The organism is Bartonella sp. B35(2025) (assembly GCF_053794465.1).
The window spans coordinates 1505455-1527288 of the sequence record NZ_CP200035.1 but is presented as its reverse complement, the minus strand read 5'-3'; the positions used below and the strand labels follow the sequence as shown (position 1 = coordinate 1527288).

At 37.2% G+C, this 21834-nt stretch carries 14 protein-coding genes and 1 tRNA gene; 5 read left to right on the top strand and 10 right to left on the bottom strand.

Annotation, left to right across the window (positions count from 1 at the left end):
• Positions 1-29 precede the first annotated feature (29 nt).
• Positions 30-2330: an NADP-dependent malic enzyme gene (locus V4P56_RS06365; RefSeq protein ID WP_455482057.1), complete on the bottom strand. Its 2301-nt coding sequence runs from the start codon at positions 2328-2330 to the stop codon at positions 30-32.
• Between the two features lie 210 nt (positions 2331-2540).
• Between V4P56_RS06365 and mutS the strand changes: the two genes are divergently transcribed.
• Entirely contained in the window at positions 2541-5276 is a 2736-nt protein-coding gene (mutS, locus tag V4P56_RS06360; RefSeq protein ID WP_455482056.1) for a DNA mismatch repair protein MutS, read from the top strand.
• A 362-nt stretch (positions 5277-5638) separates the two neighbouring features.
• On the opposite strand, the gene ilvD is transcribed toward mutS, so the two are convergent.
• From ilvD to V4P56_RS06345, 3 genes are all read right to left on the bottom strand, one after another.
• Positions 5639-7477, bottom strand: coding sequence for a dihydroxy-acid dehydratase (gene ilvD / locus V4P56_RS06355; protein WP_455482055.1), 1839 nt, complete (start codon positions 7475-7477; stop codon positions 5639-5641).
• A 487-nt stretch (positions 7478-7964) separates the two neighbouring features.
• Positions 7965-8040 (bottom strand) — tRNA-Ala (locus V4P56_RS06350).
• Positions 8041-8161: 121 nt separating this feature from the next.
• Complete coding sequence (locus V4P56_RS06345; protein WP_455482054.1) at positions 8162-8542, bottom strand: TIGR02300 family protein; 381 nt, start codon at positions 8540-8542, stop codon at positions 8162-8164.
• A gap of 187 nt (positions 8543-8729) precedes the next feature.
• Between V4P56_RS06345 and aroA the strand changes: the two genes are divergently transcribed.
• The 4 genes from aroA (at position 8730) to pncB (ending at position 14542) form a co-directional block, all read left to right on the top strand.
• On the top strand, positions 8730-10058 hold the full coding sequence (gene aroA / locus V4P56_RS06340) for a 3-phosphoshikimate 1-carboxyvinyltransferase (protein ID WP_455482053.1): 1329 nt from the start codon (positions 8730-8732) through the stop codon (positions 10056-10058).
• Complete coding sequence (cmk, locus tag V4P56_RS06335) at positions 10055-10702, top strand: (d)CMP kinase (protein ID WP_455482052.1); 648 nt, start codon at positions 10055-10057, stop codon at positions 10700-10702. The genes aroA and cmk overlap by 4 nt, the downstream gene beginning before the upstream one ends.
• Positions 10703-10834: 132 nt before the next feature.
• Entirely contained in the window at positions 10835-12535 is a 1701-nt protein-coding gene (rpsA, locus tag V4P56_RS06330) for a 30S ribosomal protein S1 (RefSeq protein WP_455482051.1), read from the top strand.
• 702 nt (positions 12536-13237) lie between these two features.
• The gene (gene pncB / locus V4P56_RS06325; protein WP_455482050.1) at positions 13238-14542 is read left to right on the top strand and encodes a nicotinate phosphoribosyltransferase; all 1305 of its coding nucleotides are present in this window, start codon (positions 13238-13240) and stop codon (positions 14540-14542) included.
• Positions 14543-14931: 389 nt separating this feature from the next.
• Here pncB and V4P56_RS06320 read toward each other — a convergent pair whose 3' ends face one another.
• From V4P56_RS06320 to pheT, 6 genes are all read right to left on the bottom strand, one after another.
• The gene (locus V4P56_RS06320) at positions 14932-15318 is read right to left on the bottom strand and encodes a YbaN family protein (RefSeq protein WP_455482049.1); all 387 of its coding nucleotides are present in this window, start codon (positions 15316-15318) and stop codon (positions 14932-14934) included.
• Between the two features lie 394 nt (positions 15319-15712).
• The gene (locus V4P56_RS06315) at positions 15713-16618 is read right to left on the bottom strand and encodes a metal ABC transporter permease (RefSeq protein WP_455482048.1); all 906 of its coding nucleotides are present in this window, start codon (positions 16616-16618) and stop codon (positions 15713-15715) included.
• 7 nt (positions 16619-16625) lie between these two features.
• Positions 16626-17480: a metal ABC transporter permease gene (locus V4P56_RS06310; RefSeq protein ID WP_455482047.1), complete on the bottom strand. Its 855-nt coding sequence runs from the start codon at positions 17478-17480 to the stop codon at positions 16626-16628.
• Positions 17477-18307 (bottom strand): manganese/iron ABC transporter ATP-binding protein, encoded by an 831-nt coding sequence (locus V4P56_RS06305; RefSeq protein WP_455482685.1) that lies wholly within the window; start codon positions 18305-18307, stop codon positions 17477-17479. The genes V4P56_RS06310 and V4P56_RS06305 overlap by 4 nt, the downstream gene beginning before the upstream one ends.
• Before the next feature lie 2 nt (positions 18308-18309).
• The gene (locus V4P56_RS06300; RefSeq protein ID WP_455482046.1) at positions 18310-19212 is read right to left on the bottom strand and encodes a metal ABC transporter substrate-binding protein; all 903 of its coding nucleotides are present in this window, start codon (positions 19210-19212) and stop codon (positions 18310-18312) included.
• Positions 19213-19404: 192 nt separating this feature from the next.
• Positions 19405-21819 carry a phenylalanine--tRNA ligase subunit beta gene (gene pheT, locus V4P56_RS06295; RefSeq protein ID WP_455482045.1) on the bottom strand — a complete coding sequence of 805 codons (2415 nt, stop codon included), beginning with the start codon at positions 21817-21819 and terminating at the stop codon, positions 19405-19407.
• Positions 21820-21834 lie beyond the last annotated feature (15 nt).

The window sequence follows — 21834 nt, the reverse complement described above, 5'->3', positions numbered from 1 at the left end:
GCCCTGAGATATCAGTGGCCTTTGTTTGTTTAGATATTTTTTTCTGCATAGTAAGCAGCTAACGTTGCAATATTAACAATATCTGTATCATTTCCACTAAATGGCACTATTTGAACAGATCTTTCTAACCCAATTAAAATAGGGCCGATAATAGTTGCTTCACTAAGCTCTTGTAACATTTTGCTAGCAATAGAAGATGCGTGATATCCAGGCATCACCAAAATATTAGCAGGCGCTGTTAATCCCATAAAAGGATACTGCTGCATCAATTTTGAATTAAGTGCTACATCAGCATTCATTTCCCCATCAAATTCAAAATCAACCTTGCGTTCATGCAAAATATTAACAGCATCCTGAATATGCTGTGTAGCCTGTCCTTTCATATAACCAAAAGTAGAAAATGCTACAAACGCTACTCTTGGCTGATATCCTAACCCATGAACAAAAGCAGCTGTTTGTTCTGCTATATCAGCCAGCTCTTCAGCACTAGGATTTTCATAAACAGCGGTATCCGCAATAAATACTGTCCGCCCACGACAAATAGCTATTGAGATACCAATCAGCCGTTCTTTTGGTTTCTCATTGATCACCCGATGTATATCAGTCAACGCTGTTTCATAATTACGAGTCACCCCTGTAACCATTGCATCAGCATCCCCTAATACTACCATACAAGCAGCAAAATAATTGCGATCAGTCTTGATGTGACGATGACAATCACGCAAAAGCCAACCTTGACGCTGCATCTTCTTATAAAGATAGTTAGCATAGGCATCAGTTTGACAGGAGAGCTTTGCATTCATAATAGAAATACCTTCACGCTCAAGATCAATTCCAGCAACAGCAGCAGTTTTCTTAACTTTCTCTTCATGACCAATCAAAATTGCTTGCCCCAATTTTTGATGAACATAGGAAACAGCTGCCCGAATTACTTGCTCTTCTTCACCTTCTGCAAACACAATTTGTTTTGGCGCTTGTCGAACATGATGATAAATACCACGCATCATGGAGGAAGTTGGATCGCGCCTTTCATTTAATTCACGCTCATAAGCTTCCAAATCATCAATATGTTTTTGTGCTACTCCACTTTCCATTGCCGCTTTTGCTACTGCAATTGAAACAACAGAAAACAACCGTGGATCAAAGGGAACAGGGATGATATAATTTGAACCAAATTTTAATCGTTTTCCACAATATGCCTCCGCAACACTGTCAGGCACTTCTTCACGAGCTAACGCTGCGAGAGCTCTTGCTGCAGAAATTTTCATATTTTCATTGATAACTGTCGCACGTACATCAAGCGCACCACGAAATATATAAGGAAAACAAAGAACATTATTAATCTGATTCGGATAATCTGAACGACCTGTCGCTATAATAGCATCATTACGCACTTGCATAACCTCTTCCGGTGTAATTTCTGGATCGGGATTAGCCATAGCAAAAATGATTGGCTGAGGTGCCATAGAATTTACCATTTCTGAAGTAATTGCACCTTTAGCAGAAACACCAAAGAACATATCAGCACCTTCCATAGCTTCAGCGAGAGTACGTTTATCTGTTTGAACAGCATGGGCAGATTTCCACTGATTCATTCCTTCTTCACGACCTTCATAAACAACACCCTTAGTATCACACAGTATAATATTTTCGGATCGAAATCCCATTGCCTTAATGAGTTCAATGCAAGCAATTCCTGCGGAACCAGCACCATTACAAACTAACCGCGTGTTCTCCATATTTCGTCCAGTTAAATACAAAGCATTGATCACACCAGCGGCCACAATAATCGCTGTACCGTGTTGATCATCGTGAAATACAGGAATATTCATTATCTCACGTAAGCGATTTTCAATTATAAAACATTCAGGTGCTTTAATATCTTCAAGATTAATGCCACCAAAAGAAGGTTCCAAATGACAAACTAGGTTAATAAAATTTTCCGTATCGTTGGTATCAATCTCTAAATCAATTGAATCAATATCTGCAAAGCGCTTAAAAAGCACTGCTTTACCTTCCATAACTGGCTTAGATGCCAATGCACCCAAATTACCTAACCCTAAGATAGCAGTTCCATTTGATATAACAGCGACAAGATTACCCTTTGCTGTATAATCATAAACTAACTCCGGATTTTGAGCGATTGCTTTAACCGGAACAGCAACACCTGGCGAATAAGCAAGTGCTAAATCATGCTGTGTTGCCATGGATTTTGTTGCAACAATTTCAAGTTTGCCAGGTCGACCACTGCTATGAAAATCTAATGCTTTTCGCTCACTAGCATTGTAAACTGTTTGAGGCGCTTTCTGATCCTGTTTATTTTTTTTCATCTCACTTAATTGTCTCCAAAAACAGTTTAAATTCTGCTTAATAATGTGTGTCCATGATCTGATTTTAAAATTTGATTCATCTACCAGAAATCGCTATGCTTATTTTACTAAACCTGATCATACGTTTCAATTTAGAGATAATGAAGATAAGCACTAAAGTAAACAAAAAATGGCATTAAGGCCTCTATTGAAGGGAATGAGCGCACAAAGATGGATAATAAAACTAACCATAAAAATGATCTCCCCCCACAACAAGCGCCTTTCTCCCCTCTCCACCAAGAACGCCTCACACCTATGATGGAGCAATATATAGAAATCAAAGCAGTCAACAATGATGCTCTTCTCTTTTACCGTATGGGTGATTTCTATGAATTATTTTTCAATGATGCAATTGAAGCTGCTCAGGCCTTAGGAATTACACTTACAACACGTGGCAAACATTTAGGTGAGACAATTCCTATGTGTGGTGTTCCCGTACATGCTGCAGATGACTATTTACAAAAATTGATTGCCTGCGGATATCGTGTTGCTGTGTGTGAACAAACAGAAGACCCTGCAACAGCCAAAAAACGTGGTTCAAAATCTGTTGTTCGGCGTGATGTTGTTCGCCTTGTCACACCTGGCACCATAACAGAAGAAAAGCTCCTAGATCCAGCGCGTGCAAATTATTTAATGACACTTGCTCGTATCAAAACCAGCGATGGAGAGGAATTTGCCTTATCCTGGATTGATATCTCAACAGGTATATTTCGTGTAATAGAAAGCCGTCATGAAAAAATCCTAGCAGACATTATGCGTGTAGATCCACAAGAAATCATTGTAGCTGACTCCTTTTTTCATGATAAATCCCATAAATCGCTTTTTAATGTTCTCAATCGTATCATTTCACCTCAACCAGCCAGTCTTTTTGATACAATCACTGCTGAACGAGACATTTGCAATTACTTTAAACTCTCAACCCTTGAAGGTATTGCTGATTATTCACGCTCCGAACTCTCTGCAATCGCTGCTGCCATTCGTTATATCGAAAAAACACAAATTACTCATCGTCCTCCACTCATGCGTCCTGAGCGCCAAAATGAAAACGCTACCCTTTTCATTGATGCCGCAACTAGGCTAAGTCTTGAACTTGTTCGAACTACATCAGGACAACGTGACGGAAGCTTACTAAAAGCTATCGATCGTACTGTAACAGGAGGTGGCTCACGCCTTCTTATCGACCGCTTAATTGCTCCCTTAACTACACCTTCAGCTATTGATAAACGCCTAGATTCGATTGCCTTTTTTCTACGGAATACATCTCTTGCAAAAGCCATACAACTCATTTTAAAAGGGGGTCCAGATATGCCCCGTGCAGTTTCACGTTTGGCTCTTAACCGAGGAGGACCACGTGATATAGCTGTAATCCAGCGCGGTTTTGAAATTATTCGTGAACTTGATCAACTTCTTAACAATGAATTACTTCCTCAAGAAATAAGCGATGTACAACAGGTCTTTTCACATTTGCCCACTGCTTTGCATTTTCATTTAGAACAAGCGTTAGCCGATGACCTTCCACTCCTTAAACGCGATGGTGGTTTTATTCGCCCTCATTATCATAAAGAACTGGATGAAGTACGTGCTCTACGTGATGAATCTCGCCGTATCATTGCTGAACTTCAAACCCAATATGCGCAAGAAACAGATATTAAGACACTCAAAATCAAACATAACAATATTCTAGGTTACTTTATTGAAGTAACCAATTTACAAGCATCCATTCTGACCGATACTCCACAAGCAAAAGCGCGTTTTATTCACCGACAAACAATGGCAAATGCTATGCGCTTTACCACAACAGAACTTGCTGAACTCGAAAGCCGTATTGCTCATGCAGCTAATCACGCCATGACACTTGAACTGGAAATCTTTGATACCCTCGTTAATGAAATTACTGTACAGGTTGATTTCATTCGCAAAGCCGCTGAAGCACTTGCTATTTTAGATGTATCCGTTGCTTTAGCTCAATTAGCTGAAGAACAAGGATATTGTCGTCCTAAAATTGACCATTCTCTTACCTTTCATATCACTGCAGGACGTCATCCTGTTGTGGAACAAGCCCTACGAAAGCAAGCAGCAGAGCCATTTGTTGCTAATGATTGCAATCTCTCTGTTCAAAAAAATCATCAATATGCAGCAATATGGCTATTGACAGGCCCGAACATGGGAGGAAAATCAACTTTTTTGCGACAAAATGCTCTTATTGCTATTATGGCACAAATGGGTTCTTTTGTCCCAGCATCTTCAGCTCATATTGGCGTTGTTGATCGTTTATTTAGCCGTGTTGGTGCTTCTGATGATCTTGCACGAGGACGCTCAACTTTTATGATGGAAATGGTTGAAACAGCAACAATTCTTAATCACGCTAGTAGCCATTCTCTTGTTATTCTTGATGAAATTGGGCGGGGCACATCAACTTTTGATGGACTTTCAATTGCTTGGGCTGCAATTGAATATCTTCATGAAGTTAATCACTGCCGCGCTATTCTCGCTACTCATTTTCATGAAATGACAGCACTCACCGAAAAACTTGATCGCCTCCATAATGTAACAATGAAGGTTAAAAATTGGAATGGAGACATAGTTTTTCTTCATGAAGTCACAAAAGGAGCTGCTGATCGATCCTATGGCGTACAAGTTGCGAAGCTTGCTGGACTTCCTGCAGAAGTTATCACCCGTGCTACAGATGTTCTACATCAATTAGAAAGAAATGAAATAGCTGGAAAAGGACATAAATTAATCGATGACTTACCACTCTTCTCCCTTAAAGCAACTTCCCCTATAAATGAAGAAATAAACAAATGTTGCATACTTCATGATGCTTTAAAAAATATCCATCCTGATGAACTTTCTCCAAAAGATGCTTTAAAAGAACTTTATCGCCTCAAACAACTCGAAAAAGAATAAACTTTTTTATAATAAATCAAGGGAAGCACTTTTTCTTGATTACTCTCAGCTCATATTAGCTATTCATTGCACTATTATTACTTTTTTACCTAATATTTTTTAATAAATATAATACAGATAAAGAAAAAGTTTGCACGTAGTATTCTCTTAAATCCATTATTGGCTTTTATATAAAAAAGAACAAAATCTGTGGTAGCTCTCCAAAATCATCCCCTCATCTTTACTCCTTTCTTCAAAATTTTATTCACTATAATTCGACATATCCACTCTATTAAACTAATAAAAAAGCAACCTGGAATATCATTAAAAATATCTCCCCCTAAAATCTCTATTATCTCTCAAAAATAAATTCTTCACTTAAATCAAGCATTACGAACTGCCCCTTTTGCAGCAGAAGTTGCCATAGCTGCATATGCCCTGAGCGCCTTGGAAACTTTACGCTTACGTTCCTCAACTGGTTGCCAAGCTGCTTTCCCCTTTTCCTCCATTTTAGCATGACGACGAATAATCTCAACATCATCAACTAACATATGAATAGTACGGTTAGGGATATTAATTTCTATTATATCCCCCTCTTCTACCAAAGCAATTACTCCTCCTTCAGCAGCCTCTGGTGAGATATGTCCAATAGAAAGCCCCGAAGTTCCTCCTGAAAAACGACCATCTGTGATCAGCGCACAAACTTCTCCTAGTCCTTTGGATTTAAGATAACTCGTTGGATAGAGCATTTCTTGCATTCCAGGTCCGCCACGTGGACCTTCATAACGAATTAAAATGATATCACCTGCTTTAATTTTATCGGTCAAAATTGCCGACACAGCTGAATCTTGGCTTTCAAAAATTCTTGCTGGACCTTTAAAAGTTAAAATTGATTGATCAACACCTGCTGTTTTTACAATACAGCCATCTTTTGCCAGATTTCCATAAAGAACAGCTAACCCCCCATCTTGTGAATAAGCATGTTTAATATCGCGAATTACACCTCTTGAACGATCAAGATCTAGGGTATCATAGCGACAAGATTGGCTAAAAGCTGTCTGTGTTGAAACACCACCTGGTGCTGCACGGTAAAATTTATGAATTTTTGGATCATTGGTTTGTTTCACATCCCAATAATAAAGAGCCTCTTTCATCGTTTTTGCATGCACTGTGTAAACGGATGTATCAATGAGTCCAGCCGCATCCAATTCACCTAAAAGTCCCATAATACCACCAGCGCGATGAACATCTTCTATATGAACATTAGCAACAGAAGGTGCAACCTTGCACAAAACGGGAACATGACGTGAAAGATGATCAATATCATTCATGGTAAAATTTACTTCACCTTCTTGTGCCGCTGCTAAAAGATGCAAAACAGTATTGGTTGATCCCCCCATGGAGATATCAACGGTCATTGCATTTTTAAAAGCCTTACGCGAAGCAATAGAGCGTGGTAAAATTGTTTCATCCTCTTTCTCATAATAACGCTTGGCCAATACAACAATCTGTCGTCCAGCTTCTTCAAAAAGCATTTGACGATCTGCATGTGTAGCTAACATTGATCCATTTCCAGGAAGAGAAAGCCCTAATGCCTCAGTCAAACAATTCATAGAATTGGCTGTAAACATTCCTGAACAAGAACCACATGTAGGACAAGCAGAACGTTCTATTTCAGAAACTTCTTCTTCTAAATTATCATCAGAAGCTGCTGCAATTATTACATCAACCAAATCAACAGAAAGATCTTGACCTTTCCATTTAATTTTACCTGCTTCCATAGGGCCACCTGAAACAAAAATTGTTGGAATATTCAACCGCAAACAAGCCATTAACATACCAGGTGTAATTTTATCACAATTAGAAATACATATAAGTGCATCAGCACAATGGGCATTGACCATATATTCAACAGAATCGGCAATAATTTCACGTGAAGGCAAAGAATAGAGCATTCCATCATGCCCCATAGCAATTCCATCATCTACAGCAATTGTGTTAAATTCCTTTGCAACACCACCAGCGGCAATTATCTCTTGTGCTACTAGTTGCCCAAGATCTTTTAAATGGACATGCCCTGGTACAAATTGCGTAAAAGAATTCGCAATGGCAATAATGGGTTTACCAAAATCAGTATCTTTCATCCCTGTTGCACGCCAAAGACCGCGAGCTCCTGCCATATTGCGTCCATGAGTTGATATTCTTGAACGGTAAGAAGGCATTATTTTCTCCCTTAAAATAATTCCATTTCCCCCGTTGTGCTGTAACTCAATCCTAAAAGCAAGAACTCTGATATTAGAAAAAGAAAAATGTTTCTGATTAAGACATCCAAAATTACAAAATTTTAATCCATATATAAACCTTGTTCGATAACCATTACTTATAATCTAATAAGGCTTTTCATAAGAATCTTATGATACTCTTTTTTCCTATTCATTATATCATGAGTAATACACAACCCATTTCTTCTTTGCATGCACATCACATTTGCATGCACATCACAAAAATATTACCGACCTACTTTTTCGCTTCCATCACAATAAAATTATATGAATATTGTAAATAAACAAAAAATGTATAACAGATAACCATGAACAAGTGCATTATGAAATTACAAAAAATACAAGGGAAAAACTATCATGCTTTTCAATCAACGCATAATTTTTTTTAAATATTAACACTCTACTAAGTAAAATATTCTGATCTTTTTGGTGGAGCTAAGCGGGATCGAACCGCTGACCTCTTGCATGCCATGCAAGCGCTCTCCCAGCTGAGCTATAGCCCCACAAATAACAAATCCTTCCCCCAAAAAAATAGTAAATAGTCTCAAAAAAATTTTTAGAACGAGAGAAATTGAAGATCAAGAAGAATTTGCATTCTATAAAAAGAATACTTTCTTAACTTCCTTAAATATCATCATCGTCAGAAACATTCCCTCCAAAAATATCGGTAACATCATCATCTTCATCGTCTTCATCATGAGACAAAAATGTATCATCGTCATCACCGAGATCTACATCACCATCCCCCAAATCAGGGATATCATCATCTTTAGAATCGCTAACATCTTCTTCAAGAAGCATAAAAGCAGACTTTTCAAGTGCTGTATCAAGTTCTTCAGTATCAACTTCTTCTTCACTGCTCGCTTCAGCTGCAGCAACCTCAAAATAAGAACGTGGATAAGAAATTCCTGTATAAGGCGACACAATAGGGTCGCGATTAAGATCATAAAACTTCTTTCCCGTTTCTGGATCAACACGTTTAGTTCCAAGTTCTTGTTTTGCCATACGCTGTGCCTCTTTGGTTAATTATATTCCATTAAAAGACGAATTTTATGGTGCTTAATCAAAAGACAACACTTTTGTCAAAGATAAATACATCATTCCACATAGATTTCTTCATGACGCCTTTGAAAGCATGTGCTAAAGGAAAGCTTAATTCAATAAAATTCAAACAAAGTTAAATAAAATTTCTATGCAAAAAGCAATACCCATAACTGCCTACAAATCTACAAGTCTTTCTGGTAAGATTCAAATACCAGGAGATAAATCAATCTCCCATAGATCCCTTATATTGGGAGGACTAGCAAGTGGTGAAACATATATTTATGGATTACTTGAAAGCAATGATGTTCTCAATACAGCAGCTGCTATGCAAGCTATGGGAGCCTGCATTCATAAGAAAAATGATACCTGGATTATTCATGGAACTGGTAATGGCTGCCTCTTAGCTACGCAAAAGCCTTTGGATTTTGGTAATGCTGGAACTGGTGCTCGTTTAGTTATGGGCATGGTTGGTTCTTATCATATGAAAACGACTTTTATCGGTGATGCTTCTCTATCCAAACGCCCAATGGGACGCATTCTCGATCCATTGCGTTTAATGGGTGTTGAAATTGATGCAACCCATGGCAACTATCTCCCTTTAACGCTTTATGGCCCAAAAACAGCACATCCGATTCGCTACCGTATTCCAATGGCTTCCGCCCAAGTAAAATCGGCAATCCTGCTCGCTGGACTCAATACTGCTGGTACCACAACTGTTATTGAACCGATTTTTACTCGAGATCATACAGAAAAAATGCTAAAAGCGTTTGGCGCTGAACTTGAGGTAGAAACAGATGCGAAAGGCACGCGTTTTATCCATCTAAATGGCCAACCATACCTTACCGGACAAACTATTGATATTCCGGGCGATCCTTCTTCTGCAGCTTTTCCACTTATTGCAGCCCTTCTTGTAGAAGATTCTGATATTATCATTGAAAATGTCCTTATAAATAACTCTCGAATAGGTCTTATCGAAACATTATGGGAAATGGGTGCTAAAATTGAATTTTTGAATCAACGTCAAACAGGTGGAGAAAATGTTGCTGATATACGAGCCAAATCATCAATTCTAAAAGGCGTAACTGTACCCAAAGAGCGAGCACCATCAATGATTGATGAATATCCCGCTTTAGCCGTAGCAGCAGCCTTTGCTGAAGGTAAAACAGTTATGCTAGGACTTGAAGAGTTACGTGTTAAAGAATCAGATAGGCTCTCCACTATTGCCCAAGGATTAAAAATTAATAACGTTTGTTGTGAAGAAGGTGTCAATTTTCTTATTGTTCATGGAAAAAATTCAAAAAAAGAATTGGGTGGTGGACATGTCATTACACATCTTGATCATAGAATTGCCATGTGTTTTCTTGTCTTCGGGCTAGCATCAGAAAAACCCGTTACTATTGATGATAAACGGATGATCGCTACCAGCTTCCCAGAATTTATTCCTTTCATGCAACAGCTTGGGAGCAAAATAAGTTGAAACCTTTTGTCATTGCAATTGATGGACCAGCCGCCTCAGGCAAAGGGACATTAGCACGCAAAATTGCTGCTCATTATCATCTTCACTATTTAGATACTGGTCTCACTTACCGCGGTATTGCCCATGCACTTCTAAAACAAAAATTAGCTCTTGACGATGAAAAAAGTGCTATCACTTATGCTATAGAACTTGATTTTAATACTTTAAACCCAGCTCTTCTTTCTTCTCATAAACTTGGCGAAGCAGCTTCAAAAATAGCAATCATACCGGCTGTACGTGAAATTCTTGTTGCAAAACAACGTAATTTTGCCAAAATTTTACCTGGAAGTGTGCTTGACGGCCGTGATATTGGAACTGTCGTTTGCCCAAATGCAGATATCAAACTTTACATTTTGGCCAATGCTCAAACACGCGCAAAACGTCGCTATCAGGAAATTTTAAAACAAGGAGCTCAAGCAGATTATAATGAGATCCTTGCTAATCTTGAACAACGAGACAATCGTGATATGACCCGTAAACAAAGTCCATTAAAACCAGCAAAAAACGCCTACTTGCTTGATACGTCAGAATTGAGTATAGAAGCAACATTTATAGCTGCGTGTACTTTTATTGATCCTGTCATAAAAACCCATGTAGCTAAATGAAATCATGAAGGTAATTTCTAGCCTAGCGCTAATTTTTCTTCCTGTATTAAGAAAAAAAGCAAGAAATTACTTTATATCAACACTAACCTAGCGCTTATACCTTTTGCAATAAAGGTATGTTCAGGAGTTCTTATGTCACAATATAATCCTACAACAGCGGATTTTGAAGCCCTTTTGATGGAATCGTTCCAAACCAATGATCTCAATGAAGGATCCGTTGTTAAAGGTCGTGTCATTGCAATCGAAAAAGATATGGCTATTATTGATGCTGGCCTTAAAGTCGAAGGACGTATTCCACTCAAAGAATTTGGAACCAAAGGAAAAGATGGTTCTTTACAAGTTGGCGATGAAGTCGAAGTTTATATTGAACGCATTGAAAATGCTATGGGTGAAGCTATTCTATCCCGTGAAAAAGCACGGCGCGAAGAAAGCTGGATTCGCTTGGAAGAAAAATTCAATGCTGGTGCACGTGTCGATGGAATTATCTTTAGCCAAGTAAAAGGAGGTTTCACAGTCGACCTCGATGGTTCTATTGCTTTTTTACCTCGCAGCCAAGTTGATATTCGCCCCATTCGCGATGTTTCACCTTTAATGCACAATTCACAATCCTTTGAGATTTTAAAAATGGATCGTCGTCGTGGTAATATCGTTGTCTCACGTCGTACTGTCTTAGAAGAAAGTCGAGCTGAGCAACGTTCAGAAATTGTTCAAAATCTTGAAGAGAACCAAATTGTTGAAGGTGTAGTGAAAAATATAACCGATTATGGTGCTTTTGTTGATCTTGGTGGAATTGATGGCCTCCTACATGTAACAGATATGGCTTGGCGACGTGTTAACCATCCATCTGAAATTCTCACCATTGGTCAAACAATAAAAGTTCAAATTATTCGCATTAATCAAGATACACATCGTATTTCTCTTGGAATGAAACAGCTTGAAAATGACCCTTGGGAGAGTATCAGTGCTAAATATCCGGTCGGTAAAAAAATTACCGGTGCTGTTACCAACATTACTGATTATGGTGGTTTTGTTGAAATTGAACCAGGGATCGAAGGGCTGATCCATGTTTCTGAAATGAGTTGGACGAAGAAAAATGTCCATCCTGGGAAAATTTTATCCACATCACAAGAAGTAGAAGTAGTTGTTCTTGAAATTGATCCTTCCAAACGTCGTATTTCTCTTGGTTTAAAGCAAACGTTTGAAAATCCATGGGTAGCCTTTGCTAATAAGTTTCCTGTAAATTCACAAATCGAGGGAGAAGTCAAAAACAAAACAGAATTTGGTCTCTTTATTGGTCTTGAAGGCGATGTTGATGGTATGGTTCATCTTTCTGATCTTGATTGGAATCGTCCTGGTGAACAGGTTATTGATACTTACAATAAAGGTGATATTGTTAAAGCTGTGGTGCTTGATGTCGATATTGAAAAAGAGCGAATCTCTCTTGGAATCAAGCAACTTTCCAGCGATAAAGTTGGAGAAGCAGCAGCATCTGGTGAATTACGTAAAGGCGCTATCGTAACGTGTGAAGTTGTCGCAATCAATGATAATGGTATCGATGTAAGATTGATTGATCACAATCTTGAAACAACCATTCGTCGTGCTGATCTGGCTCGTGATCGTGATGAACAACGTCCTGAGCGTTTCTCAGTTGGACAGAAAGTCGACGCCCGTATCACTGTATTCGATAAAAAAACACGTAAGCTTTCAGTATCTATCAAAGCTTTAGAAATTGCTGAAGAAAAAGAAGCTGTTGCTCAATATGGATCAACAGACTCAGGTGCTTCTCTTGGTGATATTCTTGGTGCAGCTTTGAAAAAGCAAGAACAAGATTAATGACTCAATAAGTTGAACTAAGGTCGCTCATTTTTGAGCGACCTTTTTTATTTTTCAATGAAATTACCTTTTTAATTAGCTTACCAAAAAATTTTAAATACTTTTGAATCAAAATTAAAAATTTATCATTACAATAAAAAGACTAACAGCCTCTGGAATACAAGAAACCACATTATTGAATAGTGTTCAAAATATTTTTTATAAAGTATTTTTTTCTCAGCAAACAAAAATATACTATCTCATTGAAATTAACTTTTCTGTTCGTTAAATTTATAAATTGTAAGATAAACTCTATAAATTGGATATAGCCTCTGCAGAATAAGCTTATTTCCTATATATAAATGAAAAAAAATTTCTATAATATGGTTGAGAAAAAACACCAAACCTCTTCTCTATACTTTTTACACCAGTGTATTTATAGCTGAAACGGTTAAAATCATTGTACCCTGCTTAACAGCGCATTGACAAAACTATACAATAGTTATGCTGCAACTTTTTCTTTATAAACATGCAGGAATAAAGTTTAAAAAATCGGTAAACACGAAATTATATGTGCCCTTAGATCTTAAGAACAGAAAAAATAAAGAAGCTTTTTTATTCTTGCTCAAAACTATGGAGTTGTTATAGTTCCTGCATTCCCTATGATGATCACATTGATGTATCATGATTTTCAAATTTTACTTAACTGAAAGAAAATAGATTATGGATCATACGGATATTGCAAGACGAGTTTACAACCATACCTGGAAACTTGATCCAATTATTCGTTCACTTCTCGATACGGATTTTTATAAGCTTCTTATGGTGCAGATGATTTGGGGTCTTTATCCGAATGTAAATGTTACTTTCTCTCTCATAAATCGTACAAGAACAATACGCCTTGCTGATGATATTGATGAGAGTGAGTTACGTGCACAACTTGATCACGCACTTAGTTTACGTTTTACTAAAAAAGAAATGATCTGGCTTGCTGGTAACACATTTTATGGACGTAAACAAATTTTCGAACCAGATTTTCTTCATTGGCTTGAGAATTTTCAGCTGCCTGAATATGAGCTAACCCGTAAAGATGGACAATATATTCTTCATTTTTATGGCTCATGGACTCATAGTTCCATGTGGGAAATTCCTGCCCTTACCATTATCAGTGAATTACGTTCACGTGCTGCTATGAAAAATCTGGGGCGTTTTGCACTTGATGTGCTTTATGCTCGTGCTAAAGCAAAAGTATGGAAAAAAATTGAACGTCTCAAAAAATTACCTAATATTAAAATATCTGACTTTGGTACAAGACGTCGTCATTCTTTTTTATGGCAACGTTGGTGTGTTGAAGCGTTAAAAGAAGGTATTGGTAATTCTTTTATAGGAACTTCAAATGTCCTTCTTGCTATGGATACAGATTTAGAAGCTCTTGGTACAAATGCACACGAGTTGCCCATGGTCATTGCCGCTCTTACCAATAATGGTAACGAATTACGTATGGCCCCTTACCAAGTCTTGCAGGATTGGAACCGTTATTATGGTGGAAATCTTTTAATTGTTTTGCCAGATACCTTTGGTACAGAAGCATTTTTACGTAATGCACCAGATTGGGTAGCTGATTGGACAGGTTTTAGACCTGACAGTGCTCCTCCTATTGAGGGAGGTGAACGTATTATTAAATGGTGGAAAAAAAAAGGAAAAGATCCACGTGATAAATTATTAATTTTTTCTGATGCACTTGATATAGATACAATCGAAAAAACCTATCACCATTTCTATGGTAGAGTGCGTATGACTTTTGGTTGGGGAACAGATCTTACCAATGATTTTTCAGGCTGTGCACCTCAAGAAATTTCAACCTTGGATGCTCTTTCCCTCGTATGTAAAGTCACCCATGCTAATGGCCGACCAGCAGTAAAACTTTCAGATAATTCTGAAAAAACTATCGGTGATCCACAAGAAGTACAACGTTATCTTAATTTTTTTAGTAATGAAAAATATGTTTCTAAACCTAGAAAAAACTAATAATCAGTTGATTTATATCAAATAAAGATAAACAATCATAAAATTAGTAACCAATAGATAAATAAGAAAATACTATCTTATCACCCTTAATATTAAAAATTACATTGTAATATGAATGACTCATCACTACCTGTCAAAACAATTTTACGAATACTTCATTAAATTACTTATGTATAATTCTCTCTATTGAGAAAATTGCTTCAAAAGCAAATTATTCTATCCAATAATATGCCAATTTATAATATTCTCGAAGAATTTATTAGCTGATAGGTATTCCAGTATATAGATGCTATCCTAAAATCTGATAGCAAAAACTCCCTGCTAATTACTTCAATGAACAAAAGAATATAAAATGAATACTTCACTTATAAGATTTTATTTTTTTGTCATTACGAAGATGGACGCGTCACAATATAAGCAGCAATTGATAACAAAATAACCGCAGCCAATAAAGCAAGCCATAAAACAGGGTGTACCATCACCCAAAATAATAAAAAACCACTAGCCATACCAACTACCACAAAAACTTTAACAAATGGCGAAACAGCTCTCTTTTCCATCCATTGCTTAATAGGTGGCCCCAAAATGTGGTGACTATGCAGCCATTCATGAAAACGTGGTGAGGAACGAGCAAAACACCATGAAGCAACTAATAAAAAAGGTATCGTTGGCATGATAGGTAATACAACACCAATAACACCCAATACAATCGTCATCCAACCTATTACAGAATAGCAAATACGTAAAGGATAAGATATTTCAAAATCTTTTTTCATTCTCTAGTGCCATTTTTCTCTACGAAAAAATATCATATACTCTCACGCTTTTCATTTTAGCATACAAACACCTTCCAACACTGCTTCCTTGATTAGCATATTTCTATTATGACCTTTTCTAAAGTACAGAATAGCTTAAGAAACATAATAATTATTTAAAAGTTTTCAAGCAATCAAAACAAATTTTTAGGAAGTACTCCCCAAAAAGGCTGCAGAATAAATCAATGCAGCCTCTTAATTATGAATGCAGCATTGGGGGGGGAGAAAACAAAAATACCGCAATCATTTGCTAGACATTTGGAGGAAAATGACCTAGCTATCTGCTGTTTATTTAAAACAAGTATTAGAGACAATACATAAAACTGCATATCTAATATGCATAAATTTATTACGCTCAAATATCTTGAATTGTAATGTGACGAAAAAAAATTGACATAAAAATAGCAATAAAGATCAGTGTTAAAATCAATACAATAGTGGAAGCAGAATCAGATCCTATAAACAAGCTTAGATAAATTCCTAAAAAACCAGAAAAAGCTGCAACAAGTATAGCGATCACCAACATAAAAGAAAACCGCTTAGTGATAAGATAAGCAATTGCTCCTGGTGCTATCAATAGAGAAATGACTAAAACAATTCCAACAGCTTTCAAAGCTGCAACAATAGTAAGAGAAATCATCGTTAAAAGGGTATAATGGAGTAGTGATATTCGTAACCCTACTGCACGACCTTGAACCGAATCAAAAATATACAGCATAAAATCACGCCATTTTGCTACTAGAATAAAAGTGATAGCAGCAGAAATTATTGCTGTCTGCGTAATATCAAGCCAGTTAACACCCAAAAGATTACCGAATAAAATATGATTCAAATCTAAGTTGCTATAAATAGCGGTTGCCAAAACAAGCCCCAAACCAAACATAGACGAAAAAACAACACCCATCACTGTATCCTGCTTGATACGAGTATTGTTTCCTAAAAAACCCGTCACAATTGCACAAATCATACCTGCAATAAAAGCACCACAAGCAATCAATGTCATCGTAATATTAGCTGGATGCACATGCTGAAACCAAGCAAATGGTAAAGAAGCCAAAAATGTTATTGCCCATGGTGTTGCCATGTAACCAAGAACTACACCAGGAAAAACGGCATGGGAAATTGCGTCCCCCAAAAGTGCCCATCCCTTCAAAATAAGAAAACAAGAAAGCATTGCCATCGGAATAGAAAGGATCATAACAATAATCATGCCCCTAAGCATAAAAGAAAACTGAAAAGGAAGTAATAATTGATCAATCATGATATTATCACCCTCCTTTTGCTGCTTTTATACGTAAACGCGCAGCAATAAAACCGTGTTTAGGAGCAAAAATAAAGGCTAAAACGAATAAAAATGCTTGAAAAAGTACAACAACACCACCAGTTTGTGCATTCAAAAAATAACTTACATAAACACCAAATATACTTGTGAATGTTCCAATCGTAACTGCAATAACCAAAATATTTTTAAAGCGATCACTTAAAAGATAAGCTGTTGCACCTGGAGTTACAACAAGACAAATAACCAAAAAAGCTCCAACTGTCTGCATAGCAGCAACAGTACAAGCCGCAAGCAGGGTAAAAAAGAGAATCTTTAAAAACTTCACGTTTAATCCGATAGTACGTGCATACGTCTCATCAAATAAAGAAATTAATAAATCCTTCCACTTCAAAAATAATACAAGCAAAGAAAAAAAACTAATAAAAGCCAACTGCAGAATATCTGATGAACTGACTGCCAAAATATTCCCCAAGACAATCGTATCGATATTAACAGCCATTGGTTTTAGTGATTTAAGAAATAATCCAAAAGCAAAAAAGGAAGAAAAAATTAAACCAATAATGGTATCTTCTTTCAGCTTTGTTCGATGATTTAAAAACAGCATTGCTGCTGCAGCAAGCCCACCAGAAAAAAAAGCTCCAAGAGAGAAAGGTAACCCTAGAAGGTAAGCTCCCGCTACTCCAGGCACAATCGAATGGGAAAGTGCATCACCAATCAGTGACCAACCTTTCAACATCAAAAAAGCGGAAAGGAAAGCACAAACACATCCAACTAACCCCGAAACCCACATCGCATTAATCATATACTGATAGCTCAAAGGCTCAAGTAACCAAAAAATCACGCGATATACTCCACTTTTTGAGTATTTTCAATAATTAAGAGCTGTTTTCCTTTCATGCAAATATCATTTTTTTTTGTATCTTTAAAATCCCAGACATGATGGTGCAAGGTACCACCAAAAGTTTTCTCAAGATTTTTCTGTGTAAAGACTGTTTCTGTTAACCCAGATGCCAAAACAGTCTCCTTTATTAAAATCGTGTGATCACAAAATTCACGAACAGAACCTAAATTATGGGTAGAAACCAATATAACAGCACCTTCTTTGCGTAGATCTTGCAACAAAGAAATAATTTTATCTTCTGTTGTAACATCAATTCCTGTAAATGGCTCATCTAATAAAATAGCTTTCGCTTGTTGTGCAAGAGCGCGAGCCAGAAAAACGCGTTTTTTCTGGCCACCAGAAAGTTCACCAATTTGGCGCTTAGCAAATGCTAACATATCAACACGTTCTAATGCATCACGGACAGCTTCATAATCCCGTTCTCGCGCATAGCGAAAGAAATTCATGTAACCATACCGCCCCATTAAAACAACATCTTCGACAAGAACAGGAAAATTCCAATCAACATCTTCATTCTGTGGAACATAAGCAATAAGATTTTGTTTTAATGCCACTTCAATTGGCAAACCAAAAATGCAAATTTTTCCCTTAGAGGGCCGTAAAAACCCCATAATAGATTTAAATAATGTCGACTTACCTGATCCATTAACACCAATTAATGCCGTAATAGAACCTTTTGGACTTTCAAAACTTACCTCACGTAAAGCAGTATGTCCATTACGATATATTACTGTTACTCCCTGAGCAAATATTCCAGTTCCTGTCACCACTACTTTACTCCATCTAATAAAGCGTTAGTAATCCGTGTACTCGTAACACGCAACAAATCAATATAAGTTGGTACCTCACCATCTTTCTCACTCAATGAATCAACATAAAGAACACCACCGTATTTAGCTCCTGTTTCTCTCGCAATTTGTTTTGCAGGTGCTGCAGAAATAGTACTTTCAGAAAAAACTACTTGGATATGGTATTTCCGAACCATATCAATAACATGCCTAACTTGCTGTGGTGTTCCCTGCTGATCAGCATTAATCGGCCAAAGGTAGAGTTCTTTTAGATTAAAATCACGAGCCAGATAGCTGAATGCACCTTCACTGGTTACAAGCCAACGTTGATCTTCTGGTAATATTGCTAATTTAACCCTAATCGGATTAATCATTGAGCGAATCTTCTGTTTATAGATTTCAGCATTTTCTTTATAAGTAGCAGCATGTTCAGGATCGTATTTTATAAAAGCGTCACGAATATTATCAACGTAAACCAAAGCTAAGGTAGGCGACATCCATGCATGAGGATTTGGTTTACCACTGAAAGGCCCCTCGCCAATTTCAATCGGGACAATACCTTCTGAGACAACAACACTTGGAATATCCTTGATATTTTGAAAAAATTTCTCAAACCAAAGCTCCAACTCTAATCCATTCCAAAAAATAAGATTTGCTCCTTGTGCACGCATAAGATCACGGGGTGTTGGTTGATATTCATGAATCTCAGCACCTGGTTTAGTGATTGATTCAACATCAGCAACATCACCTGCTACATTCCGTGCCATATCAGCAATGATAGTGAAAGTTGTAACAGCTTTAAATTTGCTAGCGCATAAAGCTAAATTAGATACAAAAAAGACAATACTCCCAAAAACTATGATAAAAAGTGCTTTTATGTTCATTAAATCTCTCTTTATTGCTAATGATTTGCATTATTATTTAGTAGTAGCAATTATCGTTAATTTTTTCAATTCTAGATTTTTCACAAAAGAATAATTTTAAGAAATTCTATAAATCTTGAATATCTCAAAGATTAAAGGAGTATTCTTGAACACTTCCACTTCATAAAACAATCCAATATAAAAAAATTATACTCAACTACGCAAATGGGCACCTGTCATTTTGGTAACATTTTCAATCACTTTTAACGCAAGTGCTTCTAGATCTTCATCAGTTAAAGTTCGCTCGATAGGTTGAATAGAAACCTCAATCGCAACAGATTTTTTATCTTCACCAAGTATTGTATCTTCAAAAAGATCAAAAACCTGCACTGAATGAATAAGCTTTTTATCAGCTCCACTTGCAGCACGAACAATAAGAGAGGATGCAATCGTTTTATCAACTACAAATGCAAAATCACGCCGTACCATTTGAAAAGGTGACAATTTCAAAGGAGAACGGCTTTTCGTTGGCTTTTTCTTTGGCTCTGGAATCCGATTAAGAAAAATTTCAAAACCGCACAAAGATCCGCTAACATCTAATTTTTCTAACGTAGCAGGATGAAAAATACCAAAAAAACCAAGAATTACCTTTGATCCAAGTTTTATAACTCCTGAACGACCAGGATGATACCAATCAGGTGCTCCAACTTCAATTTGTACCTTGCAGATATCTACACCACACGCTTCTAAAACAGCTAATGCATCTGCTTTAGCATCAAAAACATTAACCGCTATCGCATTACCATCCCAAAAGCGCCCTACCCCCTCAAATTGTTCTGTTCCACGGCGAATGCCACCAGCAACATACTGCTGTTTATCAGGTGTATCATCTTCGTATATACTGGAAACTTCAAACAAAGCGAGATCTGAAAAACCACGATCAGCATTCCTCTGTGCTGCCATAAGCAAACCAGGTAAAAGAGAAGGACGCATTACCGACATATCTGCAGCAATAGGATTTACTAATTTAAGCTGTGCTTGACCACCTCCAAAAGCAAGTGCTTGGCTTTCAGAAATAAATGACCACGTAATAGCCTCCTTCATACCACGATGAACTAAAGCCAAACGAGCAACGCGTGAGCAAATTTGCAAATGTGTTAAAATTGGACTTTTTCGCTCTGCAAAATTGTGTAATGGAATAGGTTTAATTTTATCTAACCCATAAATTCTCATTACCTCTTCCACCAAATCAGCTTTACCAGAAATATCAGGGCGCCATGTTGGCACTTTAACTGTAACCACATCCCCTTTTCCTTCAACCAAAAAACCAAGATTTGTCAAAATAGTAACAGCTTGCCCACGTTCTATTTCTAAATGTGTCAAACGTTTAATTTCAGAAAAAGGAAAAGTGATCTGCTTGATTTCTGGCTGCTTATAACCAACGATCTTCGTCTTTGATACTTCACCACCACAAAAACGTGAAGCTAACTCTTTTGCAATCTCAAGTCCTGTTTCCATAAAAGCAGGATCAACACCACGCTCAAATCGATAACGCGCATCGCTGATAATTCCTAATGCACGACCCGTTTGTGCAATGCTTTGTGAATCCCAAAGTGCCGATTCAATAATAACACGACGTGTTGTCTCATCACAGCCCGTTCTTTCGCCACCAATGATACCAGCGATCGCAACAACCCCTTCTTCATCTGCAATGATACAATCTTTAATCCCCACGTTATAAATTTTCCCATTAAGAGCCTTAAAATATTCACCTTCACGACCACAACGTACAACTAAATTTCCCCTAATTTTATCTGCATCAAAAACATGAAGTGGTCGACCAAGATCAAAACTTATATAATTGGTTATATCAACTAAAGCATTTACTGGCCTCAAGCCGATTGCACTTAAACGACGCTGCATCCATTGTGGCGACATGCCATTTTTTACATCACGAACCTCACACCAAGCAAATCCTGAACATAAGGATTTATTTTGTGAAAAATCTAGAGAAATTTGAATCTTCGGTTCAAAAAAAATAGCAAACTGTGGTAATGATAATTCTTTTAATTGCCCAATTCCAGCAGCAGATAAATCACGGGCAATTCCACGAATACCTGTGCAATCAGAACGATTAGGTGTCAAACCAATATCAATTACAGGATCATTTAAACCTGAGTAAGCTGCAAATTCAACCCCAATAGGCGCATCATCTGGTAGTTCCATAATCCCGTTATGTTCATTTGACAACTCCAGCTCTGCTTGCGAACACATCATCCCAAAACTTTCAACACCACGGATTTTGCCTACAGATAATGTCACATCAAGCCCAGGCACATAAGTACCTGGCAATGCAAGAACACCAACAAGCCCAACACGTGCATTTTGTGCTCCACAAACAACCTGTACAGGCGCACCAGATCCCATATCTACCGACAAAATCTGTAATTTATCTGCATTTGGATGCTTAATTGCTGTTAAAATCTTTGCAATCACAAAACCTTTTAAAGAAGAACGGTCATCAATATAATCAACCTCGAGGCCGATAGCTGTTAGTTTATCACAAATTTTATTCAAAGATGCATCTGTTTCTAAGTGATCTTTCAACCAAGATAAGGTAAATTTCATTCTAAAACCTCATAT